Genomic DNA, 16,224 nt, shown 5'->3' with positions numbered 1-16,224 from the left:
CCTTGTGAAATATAAATGGTCTGATGATGCATGAAATGAATGCCTATCAGGATCGAATGAATGATGAATGCTGGAACGAAAATAATGCGTGAGGTGACTATATATGTTTGATAAATTACAGGCGTTAGCCGACCGTTACGAGAAACTCAGCGAATTGCTGTGTGACCCGGATGTAGCAAGTGACAACAAGAAGCTGCGGGAATATTCCAAAGAACAATCGGATCTCCAGCCTACCTATGAAGCGTACAATGAGTACAAACAGGTAAGCCAGGATCTCGAAGCTGCAAAAGAAATGCAGGGCGAGAAGCTGGACGACGAGATGCGTGAAATGGTCAAAATGGAAATCGATGAACTGAGCACTCGCCAGAAAGAACTGGACGATCTGATTCGTGTTCTCATGCTGCCAAAAGACCCGAATGATGATAAAAACGTCATCGTTGAAATTCGCGGAGCGGCTGGTGGAGATGAAGCGGCGCTGTTTGCAGCGGATTTGTACCGGATGTACACACGTTTTGCTGATACGCAAGGCTGGCGTGTGGAGCTGATGGACGTGAATACGAACGACTTGGGTGGCTTTAAAGAGGTTGTTTTCCTCATCAATGGACGTGGTGCATACAGCAAACTGAAATACGAAAGTGGTGCACACCGTGTGCAACGTATTCCTACAACCGAATCGGGCGGACGGATTCATACGTCTACTTCGACAGTAGCGGTTATGCCTGAAGCCGAAGATTTCGATATTGAAATTCACGATAAAGATATCCGTGTAGATACGTTCTGTTCCAGTGGTGCCGGTGGACAATCGGTTAATACGACGAAATCGGCTGTACGGGTAACTCACGTTCCAACAGGTATTGTGGCGACGTGTCAGGATGGTAAGTCCCAGAACTCGAATAAGGAAAAAGCATTGCAGGTTCTGCGTACGCGTATCTTCGATATGATGCGTCAGGAAGAAGAAGCAAAAATTTCGAGTGAGCGGAAGAGCAAAGTAGGTACAGGTGATCGCAGTGAGCGGATTCGTACCTATAACTTCCCACAGAGCCGTGTTACGGATCACCGGATCGGATTGACGATGCACAAGCTGGATCAAATTATGAATGGTGAGATTGCGGATATCGTGTCTGCACTGACGATTGCTGAGCAGACGGATATGATGGATAGAGGAGAATAATCTGTGACCCGCGCGCAGTTTGTCATGACGCCGGAACAGAGCTGTCGGGAAGCCTTCGTGGAGGCTTCCTCTTTTTTGGAGAAGTGCGGCGTGTACGAGCCGCACAACAATGCCCGGCTGCTGCTTGAACATGTACTCGGCCGCGAAGGGGCCGAGTATTACATGATGCAGCCGGAGCCCTTTCCCAGCGAGCTTCGCAGCCGCTGGGAAGACGCCGTCACACGCAAGGCTGCGGGTGAGCCGGCGCAGTACATTATCGGCAGCCAGGAGTTCTATGGGCTGCCGTTCGAGGTCACGCCGGCCGTGCTGATCCCGCGGCCGGAGACCGAGCTGCTGGTCGAGGCTGTGCTGCGCGAAGCCGACCGCGTGTTTCCCGGCGGCGCTCCGCTCGCCGTCGACATTGGCACGGGCAGCGGCGCCATCGCAGTGACGATGGCTTCGCAGCGCCCGCGCTGGCAGGTAGGCGCCGGAGATATCTCGGCGGCAGCCCTGCAAGTGGCCGCGCGGAACGCGGCCGCGAACGGGGTACAGATCGACTTCCGCGAAGGCGATCTGCTGGCCCCGTTCGCCGGGGCACGGGTGGACATCCTGGTGTCCAACCCGCCCTACATCCCGGCGGCAGATATCGCCGGGTTGCAGCCTGAGGTGCGCGATCATGAGCCGCGCACGGCACTGGACGGCGGCCCGGATGGACTGGGGCCGTACCGAATCATGCTGGAGCAGCTTGCGCTGCTACCTGCACCGCCGCAGATCATTGGTTTTGAGCTGGGTCAGGGACAGGCCGGGGACATCGCAGCTCTGCTTGAATCGGCCGGATATTGGCCGGAAATTATCGTCGTGCCAGACCTTGCAGGCATTGAACGGCATGTATTGGGTGTTCGTACTTCGGAACAGGTGACGAAAATGTAAGGTTCCACGGGTTTTCTTTTTGCCGTGAAATCCTCTACAATGAGATATACCGAAGATTGCTGAATGCTTGGAGGAACATAACTACATGCTGCACAAATTCAAGAAAATAGACTATACAATTGTTTTTATATTGCTCATTCTGATGGCTATTAGTATTTTGTCGATTTATAGTACCACCTTCGGCCGACCGAAGTGGGAGGCTTATCCCCAGAAAGCAGTAATTTTTTACATTATCGGTTTTATTGTGTTTTTCGGAATGTCCATGATTAACTACAAATTGATCATTAAAAATTACCTATACATTTATGGCGTGGGCATGATACTGCTTATTCTTGTTATGTTTATCGGTAAGGAATACTACGGGGCTCAAGGATGGTTATCCATATTTGGCCTGAGCTTGCAGCCTGCCGAGCTGTTCAAGCTATGTCTGATTGTCTTCCTGTCAGCGCTTCTGGCGAGGAAGAAAAACAGGCCGTTGTTTTTTGGACGTGATGTCATCCCGATCTCACTCTGTGTGCTTCCTCCGTTGCTGCTCGTCTTGCTTCAAAATGACTTAGGAAATGCGCTGAGTTATGTTGTCATCCTGGTGGGGCTTCTATGGATAGGCAATATCAAATTCACGCATGCCCTAATCGGTTTTGTCATAGCGGTAACGGCTTTGATTGCTGGTACACAAGCGTATATTCATTATCATGATGAAATCGTAAAATTCCTGAAAGATATTGGTCGCTCACACTGGGCAGATCGTTTCGATCCCTGGCTTGTGCCGGAGCAGACGTCCAGAGATGTTCTCTGGCAAACCTACAATGCCAAGTTGGCTATAGGCTCTGGAGGTATTAGCGGTAAAGGATACTTGGAAGGTACCACCATTCAGTCGAATCGGGTGCCGCTGGCCTATGCGGATTCCATCTTTGTACAGATCGGCGAAGAATTTGGTTTTGTCGGAGCGTCGGTCCTGCTGTTGCTCTACTTTATCCTCATTCACAGGCTGGTGCTGATTGCGCTGGAATGTAAGGATAGGGCAGGGCCATATCTGATAGTTGGCATTATAGCGATGCTGCTTTACCAGATCTTTGTCAATATAGGTCCGTTTATTGGTCTAATGCCACTCACAGGGATTACACTCCCGTTCATCAGTTTCGGGGGAACCTCGCTTGTCCTCAACATGCTTAGTATGGGACTTGTGATGAGTATCAAGGTGCATACGGAAGAGAACGAGGATATTCTGGGTTCCGCAGAACAACCGAGTATTACGGAACTGGTATTGAAGTTATTTAGACGCAAATCATCACAGCAGGAGCAATAATTTTTATCCAAAGAAGAACCCTTTCCGAAGAGAATACGATATAAGTTAACCCTGAATCAACAGATAGGAGCGAGATAGATCTGTGGGTTTCAGGGTTTTTCGTTATTTTGTTTGGCAGGTTTCCAATTTGTCTTCCAATTCTATACAATGGTAATATTGAAGACTACTGGAAAAAATTAATGGGTTGTTGAGCCTCAGGAGGATATGTGGTGCGAACATGCTGAGAATGCTGAAGAAGATGGACGGGGTTATTCTGTTTGTGTTGCTGCTGCTTATGGTTATGAGTGTATTTACGGTGTACAGTGCCATTCAGTCCGATCCGAAACTTGGGAATCATCATATCAAAACCTTGCTGTTTTACGGGATTGGATTCGTAGCCATCATTGGTATTGGATTGGTCAATTATAAACTGTATATCCAATATGCATTTTATATTTACGGTGTGGGGATCATCCTGCTGATTCTTGTCAACTTTGTAGGTGGCACGATCAATAATGCGAATGGCTGGATTAAGATTAATGAATATCTTTCTTTTCAACCGGCAGAGTTGTTCAAGATGATCCTGATTCTGTTTCTGGCGCATGTATTGGTCAAAAGAAAAAATTCTACGCTTCGTTTCTGGAAAGACATCGTGCCTATTGGTTTATGGACGTTCGTTCCCTTTGCACTCGTAATGATTCAGAATGACCTGGGCAACGCCCTCGGATATATCGTGATTCTGGTTGCTGTGTTATGGATTGGGAATATCAAGCTGTCTCATGCATTAATTGCTCTTGCTATTGTGGGGATCACCTTTTTTGGATTCGTCAAAGCATATACGTCGTATCACGATGAGATTTTTACCTTTCTGGAAAAGGCGAACCGGGAGCATTGGGCCGAGCGAATTGATCCCTGGCTTGTACCGGATAAAGCAACGTCGAAGGCCTCCTGGCATACGAAAAATGCGGGTCTCGCGATAGGCTCGGGAGGCATAACAGGCAAAGGTTACATGCAGGGAACTTCCGTTCAATCGGGGCGTGTACCGTATACATATTCGGATTCCATTTTTGTGGTTATTGCCGAGGAGTTTGGTTTTGTAGGCGGCTCTGTTCTGCTCTTACTGTATTTTATCCTCATCCATCGTATGGTGTTAATCGCCTTCCACTGTAGAGACCGGGCAGGGCCTGTGGTGATTGTAGGTATTATCGGCATGCTGTTATATCAGGTGTTTGAAAATATTGGTGCTTTCCTCGGACTGATGCCGCTTACGGGCATTACACTGCCGTTTATAAGCTACGGAGGAACCTCGTTGCTCATTAATATGGCATGTATCGGGCTTGTAATGAGCATTAAATTGTATGGTCAGGAAGACGAGGACGAGCTATTTATGGGAGAACAGAAACCTACCTTACTGGAACGCTTATGGAGGTTGGTCAAAAAGGAAAAGACAACAGCGTAACTTTGAACTTTGGTATGATTCAATTCTGCCATGGACATCCATCATCCCATTCAGAGGATGTTGGAGTATGTAATGGAGCCCTATATGATTTGTTTGTTATCCGATCTTTGCCTGCGCAGCTAGGTGATGATCTTTTTTTTGTTTTAAAAGTAAAGTAATCTTTGAATTTCAGATGAATACCAAATTTAATTTTTATTGACAAATATTTCAATTCTATATTATCCTAATTTTAACTAGATTTAAAACGTATTTTAACAGACCCTTAACCCAGCACGACAGACAGTAATAAATACGTTAACTATGGGTATTAAACAACTCCCCCACCCAGCACTCAGTCATGCTAAGTCGAATGTATTCGTCATTCGTTGGTGTACTCTTCCCTAAATCATCAGAATAAGTCAGCTTAACTGGAGATTCCTATATTCTTTATACCTCCCAGGTCAATGTTCAATAATTGATTCTTATCATAGCTTGTTTGCTATTCTACAAAATCTATTGGTTCTGTGCAGAACATCCGATGGCTCTTTTATTCTTCAAAAGTGAAATCGATTTCAATCTAATTGCAAACGCTTACTTTTGTTTTGGTTCTCTCTGATTTGAAGCAGAAAGGATGAGAAGCTATGTGCGTTAACACGTACAGGTATGGATGCACAGCGGCGTTGATGAAGGAAGAGGTGAGAATGGCGGGACGCGGCCCTCCTGTGAAGTGGGGTACAAGCCATAGGCCACGCTGCTGAATTTAAAAATTTAAACCCCGAAGGAGCGTTCAAAAATGAATTTTAATCGAGTTGGTAAGGCCCCATCGATCATAAAAGTGTTTATGCTCTTGTTTTTATCTTTTGCATTAATAGCTTCAACGATTGTCATTGGTCCTGCCAAGAAGGCAGGGGCTGCTCCACTCCCGAAGAAAATCATTGCTTATGTAGCGGGGTGGGCCAATTGGACCGCGAATGATATTAAGGCAGAGCAGCTCTCTCATATCAATTACTCCTTCGCGCTCATCTCCAAGGGCAAAGCGACGATTACCAATACAGATCGTACCAAACTGCAGCTCATGGTTGGATTAAAATCCAGAAACCCTGACCTGAAGGTGTTATTGTCTGTCGGTGGCTGGGGAGCTAACGGTTTCTCTGACGCCGCGCTAACAGACGCCTCACGTACAACGTTTGCCGACAGTATTGTGCAACTGGTAACCTCCAATAATCTGGATGGCGTCGATTTGGATTGGGAATATCCTACTAACCCTGCTGCCGGTACAACTGCACGACCACAAGATAAACAAAATTTCACACAACTGCTCTCGAAGGTTCGTGAGAAGCTGAATGCTCAAGGACAAATTAATGGAAAGCAATATCTGCTGACTATTGCCGCCGGAGCGAGCAGTAGTTATCTGAACGGTGTGGAAATCAATAATATCACGCCATTGCTGGATTGGATCAATCTGATGACTTACGATTTTCATGGAACCTGGGATGCAACCACAGGTCATCATACGAACTTGTCCGGTAGAGATATTAGTGTAACGTCTGCGGTCAATCTATTCAGAAACAGCGGTGTTCCCGCGAACAAGCTGGTCATTGGTGGAGCCTTTTACGGCCGGGCCTGGACTGGTGTCCAGAATTCAAATAATGGTCTGGACAGACCTGGTTCCGGTGGATTTGAACCCGATTACAACACGATTGTCAGCCAATATTTGAATAAAAACGGATATACACGGTATTGGGACAGCAGTGCCCAAGCTCCATATCTGTTTAATGGGAATACCTTTATCTCCTATGACGATCCGCAATCGCTCAGCCTGAAGGTACAATATGTGAAAAACAGCAATCTGGGTGGTATCATGTTCTGGGAGTACAGCAATGACCGATCTGGTGCGCTGCTTCAGGCCGTATATTCAGAGGTTACAGGTGGTGGTTCGGTGCAGCCGCCAAATCCAAGCGGGTACGCGTATTTGGTTGCACAAGCGAATCAGCAAATTGTCTCCGCCGAGAATCAGGGCAATGACCAGCTTATCGCCAATCGGACAACGGCAGGAGACTGGGAGCTTTTTGAATGGATCACGAACTCCGATGGAACGGTGTCCCTCAAATCCAAAATCAATAATAAATATGTCACAGCAGATGTTAACGAGGGTGGTGCTCTGATCGCCAAAGCCACAACCATTCAGCAATGGGAGAAGTTCAATCGTGTGGATTTGGGTGATGGAACAATCGCATTGCAAGCCCTCGCCAATAACTTGTATGTGACCTGTGATTTGAATAATGGCGGTAAGCTTGTAGCGAGCCGCAATTCGGTTGGCGGGGCATGGGAAGCTTTTCGGGTGAATAAGTAACTGAGAAGCAAGAGCTCCATGCAGCAAGCCAAGTTGATAACAAAAGGGTAGGCTAGAATTGGGATGGATCAAGGAAGTGCCAGCCGACAAGTGTTCCATGGGCAGGCGCTTCTTTGATTTTCGTCAGACATAAGGTGTGCTAACGGTCCTTTCGTTTTAAGTCTGTCCATCCTATTAAAATTTTAGTAGATTTGTACTCTAGCAGGTTTACTTCGGTCTCTTCCGGGCATACTGATAGACATGAGAGAGTTACAGGGGCCGAGGGGGAGAACGGAATGAGCAGAAGAATCGTGAAACAAATTGGACTTATTATTGTATGTCTTATGATGATCATAATGATGTGGGAAGGTCAGAAAACCGATGCAGCTGTGGCGGCCACAGCAATTCCAGAACAATCCATTCGCTTGCGTATTCTGGCAAACTCGGATGCAGCGGGAGATCAGCTGGTCAAACGCGAGATTCGTGACGCGGTCGTTGCTCAGATGGGTGAGTGGGTAACTCAACTGGAGAATCCGCAAAGCCTGGATGAAGCACGTGGGGTCATTCGTCAGCATTTATCTGAAATTGAGGATCGTGTGGGAGAAGAGCTTGCCAATCGTGGCTTAACCTATTCGTATCAGGTGGAACTCGGGGTTGTTCCTTTTCCAACCAAATTATATGGGGGTACCGTATATCCTGCTGGAGATTACGAAGCAGTACGGATAACACTGGGAAAAGGTGAAGGGCAAAACTGGTGGTGTGTGCTGTTTCCACCGTTATGCTTCATAGATGCAGGCACAGGTGATGCACTTGCGAAGCCTGCAACAGCATCTGCTGCTGCTTCTGAGCCTGGGGATGCACAAGCATCTGTACAGGCAGCAACACCGGAAGCGCGTTTCTTCCTGTGGGATATGGCCGTCAAATTGTGGGACTGGGTAACGGGATTGTTTGCATAACATGCTGCTAGACATAGGCTTTATCAGGGGGCTTCGATTCAGGGAAGTGCCCTTTTGCTTTATTATGGTTCGAGTCAAAAACCACTTGATGTTAATCGCTAGATAGAATTCTGACTCCATCCTTGGACAGAGCAGATATGTTATAATTACAGGAATCAGCAATTTAAGCGAAGAAGGCAGCGCGCAAGCGCGTTTTCTTGCATTAACTACCCTACTGAAGTTTAGGAATGATGGATATATGACTAGAGAGAACGAACAATTGCATCAGTCTTTCATGAATGACATGGATAAAGATGGAAGTATAGAGGAAATGGTTACGAGCATGTGGGACGTCAATATACTGGTAACCAATGAGAACACGGAAGATGTGGCCAAAGGAAGTACGTATAAACAGGCCCTCGCTGACTTGCAGGATGCCGCAGCCTGTCTTCGTCAAGGGCAGACTGTAGCCTTCCCGACCGAGACGGTATACGGTCTGGGCGCTGACGCTCGCAGAACAGCAGCGGTGGAGGCTGTATTTGCAGCCAAGGGGCGGCCTTCAGACAATCCGCTGATTGTGCATATTGCACAGCGTGACCAGCTGGATTCACTGGTCACGGAAGTGAATAGCACAGCGGAGGCCCTCATGGCGGCCTTCTGGCCGGGGCCGCTTACGCTTGTGCTGCCGGTTAGGCCAGGGGCGGTATCCCCGCGGGTTACCGCCGGTTTGGATACGGTGGCCGTGCGTATGCCGGACCATCCGGTGGCCTTGCAGTTGATCGCGGCGGCGGAATGCCCGGTCGCCGCGCCGAGCGCCAACCGCTCCGGGCGGCCAAGCCCGACACTCGCCGCACATGTGCGCGAGGATCTGGCAGGCCGCATCGGCGGCATCGTGGACGGCGGCCCCACTGGGGTGGGCGTCGAGTCCACGGTAGTGCAGGTCGGTGACGACGGTACCGTCACCATCCTGCGCCCTGGCGGCATTACGGCGGAACAGCTGTCCGCCGTTGCCGCCCGTGTCGCCACGGACCCGGCGCTGCTCGCCGAGGGGCCCGGTGGCGATGACAGCCCGGCGCCGCGCTCGCCGGGCATGAAGTACACGCACTACGCGCCCACAGGTGCGCTGTGCGTGGTGGAGGGGCCGCCCGCAGCGGTGGCGGCCTGGATCAGCGCCGCCCTCGCAGAGGCGGCGCAGCGCGGGGAGCGCACCGCAGTGCTGGCGTTCGCCGAGCACGCGGAGCAGTACCGCGCCGATGCCGTGTTCTCGCTGGGCGAAGCCAGCGAGCTGGAGGAGGCAGCGCGCCGGCTGTACGCCGTGCTGCGCAGCTGCGATGAGCAGGGAGCCACATATATTGTGGCTGAAGCCTGCTCGCGCGAAGGGCTGGGAGCAGCCGTCATGAACCGGCTGCTCAAGGCGGCAGGTCACCGACTCATACAGGTCGGTAACCGATAGCCCCCTTTTCCACGGCTTCGTCAGGCATGTATTTTCTTCTCCCTCTACACACCACGACCAGCAATCTCTTTTTTTTGAATGCTACGAATGCAAAAAATCTCCTCAGGTTATGTTTAGGTCCTTGTCCGCATATGGTGTACAAGAACCTTTACGTGACTTGGGGGTATGGGGATGTGGGATGTGTCTGCCCATGTAGGGCAGTTGGTAACCATTTTGATCATGGCAGTCGCACTCGGACTCGACGCGTTCTCACTCGGCATCGGGATTGGCATGAAGGGCATTCGTCTGAGAGACGTATTGCGAATCAGTACCGTAACGGCCTTGTTTCACATCATCATGCCGCTCATCGGCATGTATACGGGCAAATACGTCAGTTCCCTGCTTGGTGACATTACGACGTATGCAGCTGGCGGTTTGCTGGTCCTGCTCGGTGCCCATATGATTTTGAACGCTTTCCGGGAGGGAGACACCAAACTGGTGGATCATCGCTCTCTGCTCGGTGTGATTCTATTCTCTCTGAGTGTCAGTGTGGATTCATTCTCCGTTGGAGTCTCGCTCGGCATGTTCAGCAGTGATTTGGTGTTAACAGTGCTGGCTTTTGGCGTATGCGGTGGATTAATGTCCGTTATGGGTCTGCTGTTGGGACGGCGTGTGAGCCAGAACATGGGGGATTATGGAGAAGCGGTCGGCGGAGCAATCTTGCTCGCTTTTGGACTATTGTTTATATTTTAAAATATAACGTTAACTATAATTACAGCCTAGTGCAGTCTTCAATATATAGGTATGAGGTTCATTGGATCAGATGGGGTTTCAACATGATTCGACAACATATGCAAAATGGGGAGGCTAACCACAATGAAACATATTTTGTTTGTATGTACAGGGAATACCTGCCGCAGCCCCATGGCGGAGGGACTTTTACGTAAACTGGCGTCTGAGCGGGGCATTCAAGTGGACGTTCGTTCCGCAGGTGTAGCCGCAACAACGGGCATGCCGATTTCCCGTCATGCGGAGGCCGTATTAAGGGATCACAACGTGGAGGGACCACCTCATTCGACGCTTCTTAGCGCGAACCTGGTTGGCTGGGCCGATCTGATTCTCACATTGACACGCAGTCATAAACAGCATGTTATTCAGGTTTTTCCTGACTCGGTACACAAGACATATACTTTGAAAGAATACGTCGAAAATGACGAGCAAGTTCTGAGTGATCTTCAGGAACTGGACAGCCTGTTCGCGACATTGGAGATGAAACGTGCGCTCGGTCAGGAGATTTTGGCATCTGAACGTGAGCGGGCGATCGAGATTAGGCAGCGCATTCCGAGCTTTGACATTTCGGACCCGTTTGGCGGCAGTCGCGACGATTACAACATTGCTGCGGCAGAGATTCGGACCGCGCTCGACAGACTTTTGGACAAGTTGGAGTAATTGGAAGCCATATTAAAGCGGACATGGGATGTAAATTAGTCGTTGATTTTAAACGCAGGTTGTTTTATGATGAATGGGAAAACAGGGATCCGGTGTAACTGGCGACGAAGTGGGCACAACCACAATGGAGCACCGGAACAAACGGCCGGTCGCCTGGGCAAAAGAGCAATTCTGCGTTACCCGCAGACTGCTCTTTTTTTCGTCTTTCATCTGATTATTCGCTATAATAGTACCTGAAATGCCATGCAAGAATACGAAGGGCAGCCAAGAGGAAGCCGGGCATGATTTTATCGGGAGGCGATAGGATGACTATTGAATTAGATTCGGAACAACCCGGATTGCATGAACAGACTGCATCCATACTGCGTGAACTGGCGCTTGCCGGACAGCTTGGATCTGGACAGATTGTTGTGATCGGTACAAGTACAAGTGAAGTCGCAGGCAAACGGATTGGTACAAGCGGTGCAGTTGAAGTGGCGCAGCAGCTTCTTGCGGGTATACGCGAGGTGCAGCAGGAGTTCGGTTTTGATGTTGTATTCCAATGTTGTGAGCACCTGAACCGCGCACTGGTTATGGAGCGTTCTCTGCTTACACGTCTTGGATTGACTGAAGTGGGTGCAGTACCTGTGCCCAAAGCAGGTGGTTCCATGGCATCCGCAGCGTATCGCTCGCTGACCGATCCATGCCTGGCTGAACATGTGCAGGCCCATGCGGGACTGGATATTGGCGAGACGATGATTGGCATGCACTTGCGGCATGTGGCAGTACCTTACCGTACAGCACTCCGCTACATTGGTGATGCCCGTGTAACTACAGCGTTGACCCGTCCCAAGTTGATTGGTGGCGAGCGCGCAGTGTATCGCATGGAAGAGCAACCGGATTCGACATTTTGTGACTAATTTTTATTCAACCAATTCACTTATAAACTGGGAGGAATTTAATCATGGAACAATTGCGCAAGAATGACCCGGCAGTACTGGAAGCGATGAATCTTGAACTGAAACGTCAACAGAACAACATCGAGCTGATCGCATCCGAGAACATCGTAAGCGAAGCGGTTATCGAGGCTCTTGGATCTGTACTTACGAACAAATACGCTGAAGGCTATCCAGGTAAACGTTACTACGGTGGTTGTGAACATGTCGATATCGTTGAGGACATTGCACGTGACCGTGCCAAAGAACTGTTTGGAGCAGAACATGTGAATGTTCAGCCTCACTCCGGTGCACAAGCGAACATGGCAGTATATCTTGCGGCTTTGAAACCAGGTGACACTGTACTGGGCATGAACCTTGCGCATGGCGGACACCTCACACATGGTAGCCCGGTTAATGCTTCCGGCTTGCTGTACAATTTCGTGGCTTATGGTGTACAAGAAGATACGTTCCTGATTGATTACGATGAAGTGCGCAAAGCTGCATTCAAACATCGTCCTCGCATGATCGTTGCAGGTGCAAGTGCATATCCGCGTATCATTGATTTTGAAAAGCTTGCTTCCATCGCCAATGATGTAGGCGCTTTGTTCATGGTGGATATGGCTCATATTGCAGGACTGGTAGCTGCCGGATTGCATCCAAGCCCGGTTCCACATGCGCATTTCGTAACAACAACAACACACAAAACGCTGCGTGGACCTCGTGGTGGTATGATTCTGTGCCGCAAAGCATGGGCAGCAGCGATTGATAAAGCGGTATTCCCAGGTTCCCAAGGTGGACCTCTGATGCACGTGATTGCTTCCAAAGCGGTAGCCTTCGGTGAAGCACTGCAACCTTCGTTCAAAACATATGCACAAAATGTGGTGAAAAATGCACAGGTGCTGGCTGAAACGTTGATTGCTGAAGGATTGAACATCGTATCCGGTGGTACAGACAACCACTTGATGCTGATCGACACACGCAGCGTGAATATCACAGGTAAGGAAGCTGAGCATGTACTTGATTCCATCGGTATTACCGTGAACAAAAATGCCATTCCGTTTGATCCGACCAGCCCGTTTGTAACAAGTGGTATCCGGATCGGTACACCTGCGGCGACTTCCCGTGGTATGAACGAAGAAGCGATGGTGGCGATTGGTAAAATTATTGCTAAAACATTGAAAAACCCTAAAGATACAGCGAAATTGGACGAAGCCCGTGCGGAAGTGACTGCACTGACAGACCAATTCCCACTCTACACTGACCTTAAATACTAAAAAACATTGCTCATGCTGCTTTCTTTTGAGTTTTTATAAATTGGAATACAAAAGACGAAGCTGGCAGAATGCAACCGGAGAAGCGAAGCGCTCGCCTTTATCCCCTGATTTTCTCCTTATTTAAGGGGAATCAAAAAAAATCTGGGGATAACAGCGATCGAAGGTGCAATCTGTTTGCGGAGCATCACTTGTATTTATAATTTTTACCTACTCAATGATATAACAGCACGAGCAAACAGGACCGGAAGACTCATTTTTCCGGTCCTGTTTTTGTAGGATTCGGTTTTCTGTAATGATTAGGTGCCCTTTGATGGTGTAATTCGGTGTGGGTGATGATATAATATACAGGATTTATCGGGGCCTATGAATGATGATTAGGCATATTTGGTAATGCTGAACATGAAGAACATACCGGAGGGACAAATTAGATGGGAAAATTAGTAATATGTGATCACCCTTTGATTCAACACAAACTGACGTTTATACGCGACATGCGTACGAATACGAAAGATTTTCGTGAATTGGTGGATGAAGTAGCAACGTTGATGGCTTACGAGATTACAAGAGACGTTGAGCTGGAGACGATTGATGTACAGACTCCTGTAGCTGCAACACAAGGTAAAGTTATTTCTGGACGTATGCTCGGACTGGTACCAATTCTGCGCGCAGGACTCGGCATGCTGGATGGTGTTGTAAAATTGTTGCCAGCTGCAAAAGTTGGACATGTTGGTCTGTTCCGTGACCCTGAAACACTGCAACCGGTAGAATATTACACTAAGCTGCCTACAGACGTAACTGAGCGTCAACTGATTGTCATCGATCCGATGCTGGCAACGGGTGGTTCTGCCATTGCTGCTATTGACGTGCTCAAAAAACGCGGCTGCACACAAATCAAAATGATGAATCTGGTTGCAGCTCCTGAAGGAGTCAAAGCCGTTCAGGAAGCCCATCCGGATGTAGACATCTACGTCGCTGCGCTGGATGATCGTCTGGATGATCACGGCTATATCGTTCCCGGACTGGGAGATGCAGGAGACCGTCTGTACGGAACTAAATAAGCATATTGCATGCTGAATAGAAAAGGGGCTTTGCTTCAATGTCCAAGAAAATTAAAGTCATGACAATATTCGGGGTGCGCCCGGAAGCCATCAAGATGGCTCCGCTTATTTTGGAACTGCAGAAACATCCCGAATCTATTGAATCGATCGTTTGCGTTACTGCACAGCATCGTCAGATGCTGGATCAGGTTCTTGAAGTATTCGATATTCATCCGGACTATGATCTCGATGTGATGAAAGACCGCCAGACGCTGAATGAAATTACGATTCGTGTGCTGGGAGGTCTGGAGCCGGTTTTGCGTGAAGCAAAGCCGGATATCGTATTGGTTCACGGGGATACGCTGACAACGTTTGTAGCCAGCTATGCTGCGTTCCTGCAACAGATCCAGGTGGGGCATGTGGAAGCGGGCCTCCGGACGTGGAACAAGCTCTCTCCATACCCGGAAGAAATGAACCGTCAGTTAACCGGGGTGCTTGCTGATTTGCATTTTGCGCCTACGGACTGGTCGTCTTCCAACCTTGCCAAAGAAAATAAACCGGAGTCTAGTACGTATGTCACAGGCAATACGGTAACAGATGTGTTTCAATATACAGTACGGCAGGATTACACACATCAGGTACTCGATTGGGCACAGGGCAAGCGTCTTGTGCTGATGACAGCTCACCGCCGTGAATCCCAAGGCGAGCCTCACCGTAACATTTTCCAGGCTGTCAAACGGATTGCCGACGAGTTTGAGGATATTGCCATCGTGTACCCGGTGCATCCAAGTCCTGCTGTGAAGGAGCCGGCTCACGCGATTTTGGGGAATCACCCCCGTATTCAACTTATTGATCCACTAGACGTGGTGGATTTGCATAACTTTTACCCGCATACGCACTTGATTCTGACAGATTCAGGCGGATTGCAGGAAGAAGCACCTTCGTTTGGTGTGCCTGTTCTCGTCCTGCGGGACACAACGGAGCGTCCGGAGGGAATTGAGGCTGGAACACTGGAGCTGGTGGGTACCGAAGAGGAACGTGTATATGAGCGGACCAGAGCTCTGCTTACAGACGAAACAATGTATGCAAGCATGAGTCAAGCTGCCAATCCTTATGGAGATGGACATGCTTCGGAAAGAATTGTCAATGCGATTTTGCATCATTTTGGTGTGAATAGTGAACGTCCGGAATCATTTCACAGAAAATTCAAAAAATAATTCATTTTTTCTGACGGATTTATAAAGGGTACAGCATACAGTTAAACTGTACGGTTTACGCGGGTTTATGGGCTCTGAGGGCCTATAATCCCGTCGTTTTCCCCTTTAAAACACTAAAATCATTCAATTGACAAAGGCTCTCATCATTCAGTAAAATTAACTGGGATTGCAAGGGTGGCGTGGAAAATGGCCGATTCGAACAAACCAAATTCATCCCGTAACCATGATGATAATGTGTGGAAAGCAATGGGGCTCGTTACAGCTTTTGGAATCGAGATTGCCATTCTCGCTGTTGCCGGATATTACGCTGGCTCCTGGTTGGACAAGACCATCGGAGGTAACGGAATATGGATCGCCGTAAGCGTTCTCTTTTTCTTGGCGGCGGGCGGTGTAAGCATCTACTTTATCGCGAAAAAATTCATGGGGGAAAGTGATGAGTGAACTAACCAGATACCGCAGAATGATGACTGTTTTCATCATGTACTTTCTTATGATTTGTTTTCTCGCTGCGGCCTTTATGCCACGTGTGGAGACAATTGCTTTGGGACTGGCCCTGGGTACAGGAATTAGCTGGATCAATGCATTTTACCTGGGCTACAAAGTAAGGAAAATGTCGGATGATGCGGCAGAAGGTAACTTGAAGCGTGTGAACCTGGGATTTTTGACAAGAGCGGCACTCGCAGTGCTCGGTATTTTCATATCGATGCGCTTTCCGCAGTACTTCAATACATATGCGGTTGCAGGCGGTCTGGTCCTTGCACAATTTTCCTTACTGATTATAGGGATCGTCTATTCCCGCAGAGCAGAATGATGTTAGGTGCTGCAGCT

Annotated in this window: 15 protein-coding genes and 1 riboswitch; all 15 genes read left to right on the top strand. The window is 48.8% G+C overall.

Translation table 11 applies throughout. The features are described 5' to 3' along the window. Positions 1-103 precede the first annotated feature (103 nt). The 15 genes from prfA to QP794_RS08410 all read left to right on the top strand — a co-directional run bounded on the left by prfA (position 104) and on the right by QP794_RS08410 (position 16,207). On the top strand, positions 104-1,171 hold the full coding sequence (prfA, locus tag QP794_RS08480; RefSeq protein WP_024632736.1) for a peptide chain release factor 1: 1,068 nt from the start codon (positions 104-106) through the stop codon (positions 1,169-1,171). A 24-nt stretch (positions 1,172-1,195) separates the two neighbouring features. Further along, positions 1,196-2,080: a peptide chain release factor N(5)-glutamine methyltransferase gene (gene prmC, locus QP794_RS08475; protein ID WP_082704055.1), complete on the top strand. Its 885-nt coding sequence runs from the start codon at positions 1,196-1,198 to the stop codon at positions 2,078-2,080. 85 nt (positions 2,081-2,165) lie between these two features. Next, positions 2,166-3,386, top strand: coding sequence for an FtsW/RodA/SpoVE family cell cycle protein (locus tag QP794_RS08470; protein WP_285075813.1), 1,221 nt, complete (start codon positions 2,166-2,168; stop codon positions 3,384-3,386). Positions 3,387-3,603: 217 nt separating this feature from the next. Further along, on the top strand, positions 3,604-4,824 hold the full coding sequence (locus tag QP794_RS08465; RefSeq protein WP_285075812.1) for an FtsW/RodA/SpoVE family cell cycle protein: 1,221 nt from the start codon (positions 3,604-3,606) through the stop codon (positions 4,822-4,824). Between the two features lie 772 nt (positions 4,825-5,596). Further along, positions 5,597-7,156 (top strand): glycosyl hydrolase family 18 protein, encoded by a 1,560-nt coding sequence (locus QP794_RS08460; protein ID WP_285075811.1) that lies wholly within the window; start codon positions 5,597-5,599, stop codon positions 7,154-7,156. A gap of 275 nt (positions 7,157-7,431) precedes the next feature. After that, positions 7,432-8,091 carry a stage II sporulation protein R gene (gene spoIIR, locus QP794_RS08455; protein WP_285075810.1) on the top strand — a complete coding sequence of 220 codons (660 nt, stop codon included), beginning with the start codon at positions 7,432-7,434 and terminating at the stop codon, positions 8,089-8,091. A gap of 283 nt (positions 8,092-8,374) precedes the next feature. After that, positions 8,375-9,523: an L-threonylcarbamoyladenylate synthase gene (locus tag QP794_RS08450; RefSeq protein WP_483311892.1), complete on the top strand. Its 1,149-nt coding sequence runs from the start codon at positions 8,375-8,377 to the stop codon at positions 9,521-9,523. A gap of 171 nt (positions 9,524-9,694) precedes the next feature. Further along, the gene (locus QP794_RS08445) at positions 9,695-10,255 is read left to right on the top strand and encodes a manganese efflux pump MntP (RefSeq protein ID WP_024632729.1); all 561 of its coding nucleotides are present in this window, start codon (positions 9,695-9,697) and stop codon (positions 10,253-10,255) included. 123 nt (positions 10,256-10,378) lie between these two features. After that, positions 10,379-10,951: a low molecular weight protein arginine phosphatase gene (locus QP794_RS08440; RefSeq protein ID WP_285075808.1), complete on the top strand. Its 573-nt coding sequence runs from the start codon at positions 10,379-10,381 to the stop codon at positions 10,949-10,951. Positions 10,952-11,035: 84 nt separating this feature from the next. Continuing rightward, a riboswitch (ZMP/ZTP riboswitch) is annotated at positions 11,036-11,117 on the top strand. A 139-nt stretch (positions 11,118-11,256) separates the two neighbouring features. Beyond that, the gene (locus QP794_RS08435) at positions 11,257-11,850 is read left to right on the top strand and encodes a TIGR01440 family protein (RefSeq protein ID WP_285075807.1); all 594 of its coding nucleotides are present in this window, start codon (positions 11,257-11,259) and stop codon (positions 11,848-11,850) included. 44 nt (positions 11,851-11,894) lie between these two features. Continuing rightward, positions 11,895-13,142 (top strand): serine hydroxymethyltransferase, encoded by a 1,248-nt coding sequence (locus QP794_RS08430; protein ID WP_175480831.1) that lies wholly within the window; start codon positions 11,895-11,897, stop codon positions 13,140-13,142. Between the two features lie 428 nt (positions 13,143-13,570). After that, positions 13,571-14,200, top strand: coding sequence for a uracil phosphoribosyltransferase (gene upp, locus QP794_RS08425; RefSeq protein WP_024632725.1), 630 nt, complete (start codon positions 13,571-13,573; stop codon positions 14,198-14,200). Positions 14,201-14,238: 38 nt separating this feature from the next. After that, positions 14,239-15,396: a non-hydrolyzing UDP-N-acetylglucosamine 2-epimerase gene (gene wecB, locus QP794_RS08420; RefSeq protein WP_285075806.1), complete on the top strand. Its 1,158-nt coding sequence runs from the start codon at positions 14,239-14,241 to the stop codon at positions 15,394-15,396. Between the two features lie 186 nt (positions 15,397-15,582). After that, positions 15,583-15,837 carry an AtpZ/AtpI family protein gene (locus tag QP794_RS08415; protein WP_024632723.1) on the top strand — a complete coding sequence of 85 codons (255 nt, stop codon included), beginning with the start codon at positions 15,583-15,585 and terminating at the stop codon, positions 15,835-15,837. Further along, positions 15,830-16,207 carry an ATP synthase subunit I gene (locus tag QP794_RS08410; RefSeq protein WP_079350325.1) on the top strand — a complete coding sequence of 126 codons (378 nt, stop codon included), beginning with the start codon at positions 15,830-15,832 and terminating at the stop codon, positions 16,205-16,207. The genes QP794_RS08415 and QP794_RS08410 overlap by 8 nt, the downstream gene beginning before the upstream one ends. The last annotated feature ends 17 nt before the right edge of the window (positions 16,208-16,224 follow it).

The sequence above is a fragment of the Paenibacillus sp. UMB7766-LJ446 genome, assembly GCF_030226665.1.
GTDB lineage: Bacteria > Bacillota > Bacilli > Paenibacillales > Paenibacillaceae > Paenibacillus > Paenibacillus vandeheii.
The sequence above is the reverse complement of the archived record's forward strand: the minus strand, read 5'-3'. Positions and strand labels throughout refer to the sequence as shown.

Bases quoted from the DNA above. Each gene is read 5' to 3' on its own strand.
- prfA (WP_024632736.1), top strand. From the start codon at position 104: ATGTTTGATAAATTACAGGCGTTAGCCGACCGTTACGAGAAACTCAGC.
- prmC (WP_082704055.1), top strand. From the start codon at position 1,196: ATGACGCCGGAACAGAGCTGTCGGGAAGCCTTCGTGGAGGCTTCCTCT.
- QP794_RS08470 (WP_285075813.1), top strand. From the start codon at position 2,166: ATGCTGCACAAATTCAAGAAAATAGACTATACAATTGTTTTTATATTG.
- QP794_RS08465 (WP_285075812.1), top strand. From the start codon at position 3,604: ATGCTGAGAATGCTGAAGAAGATGGACGGGGTTATTCTGTTTGTGTTG.
- QP794_RS08460 (WP_285075811.1), top strand. From the start codon at position 5,597: ATGAATTTTAATCGAGTTGGTAAGGCCCCATCGATCATAAAAGTGTTT.
- spoIIR (WP_285075810.1), top strand. From the start codon at position 7,432: ATGAGCAGAAGAATCGTGAAACAAATTGGACTTATTATTGTATGTCTT.
- QP794_RS08450 (WP_483311892.1), top strand. From the start codon at position 8,375: ATGGATAAAGATGGAAGTATAGAGGAAATGGTTACGAGCATGTGGGAC.
- QP794_RS08445 (WP_024632729.1), top strand. From the start codon at position 9,695: ATGTGGGATGTGTCTGCCCATGTAGGGCAGTTGGTAACCATTTTGATC.
- QP794_RS08440 (WP_285075808.1), top strand. From the start codon at position 10,379: ATGAAACATATTTTGTTTGTATGTACAGGGAATACCTGCCGCAGCCCC.
- QP794_RS08435 (WP_285075807.1), top strand. From the start codon at position 11,257: ATGACTATTGAATTAGATTCGGAACAACCCGGATTGCATGAACAGACT.
- QP794_RS08430 (WP_175480831.1), top strand. From the start codon at position 11,895: ATGGAACAATTGCGCAAGAATGACCCGGCAGTACTGGAAGCGATGAAT.
- upp (WP_024632725.1), top strand. From the start codon at position 13,571: ATGGGAAAATTAGTAATATGTGATCACCCTTTGATTCAACACAAACTG.
- wecB (WP_285075806.1), top strand. From the start codon at position 14,239: ATGTCCAAGAAAATTAAAGTCATGACAATATTCGGGGTGCGCCCGGAA.
- QP794_RS08415 (WP_024632723.1), top strand. From the start codon at position 15,583: ATGGCCGATTCGAACAAACCAAATTCATCCCGTAACCATGATGATAAT.
- QP794_RS08410 (WP_079350325.1), top strand. From the start codon at position 15,830: ATGAGTGAACTAACCAGATACCGCAGAATGATGACTGTTTTCATCATG.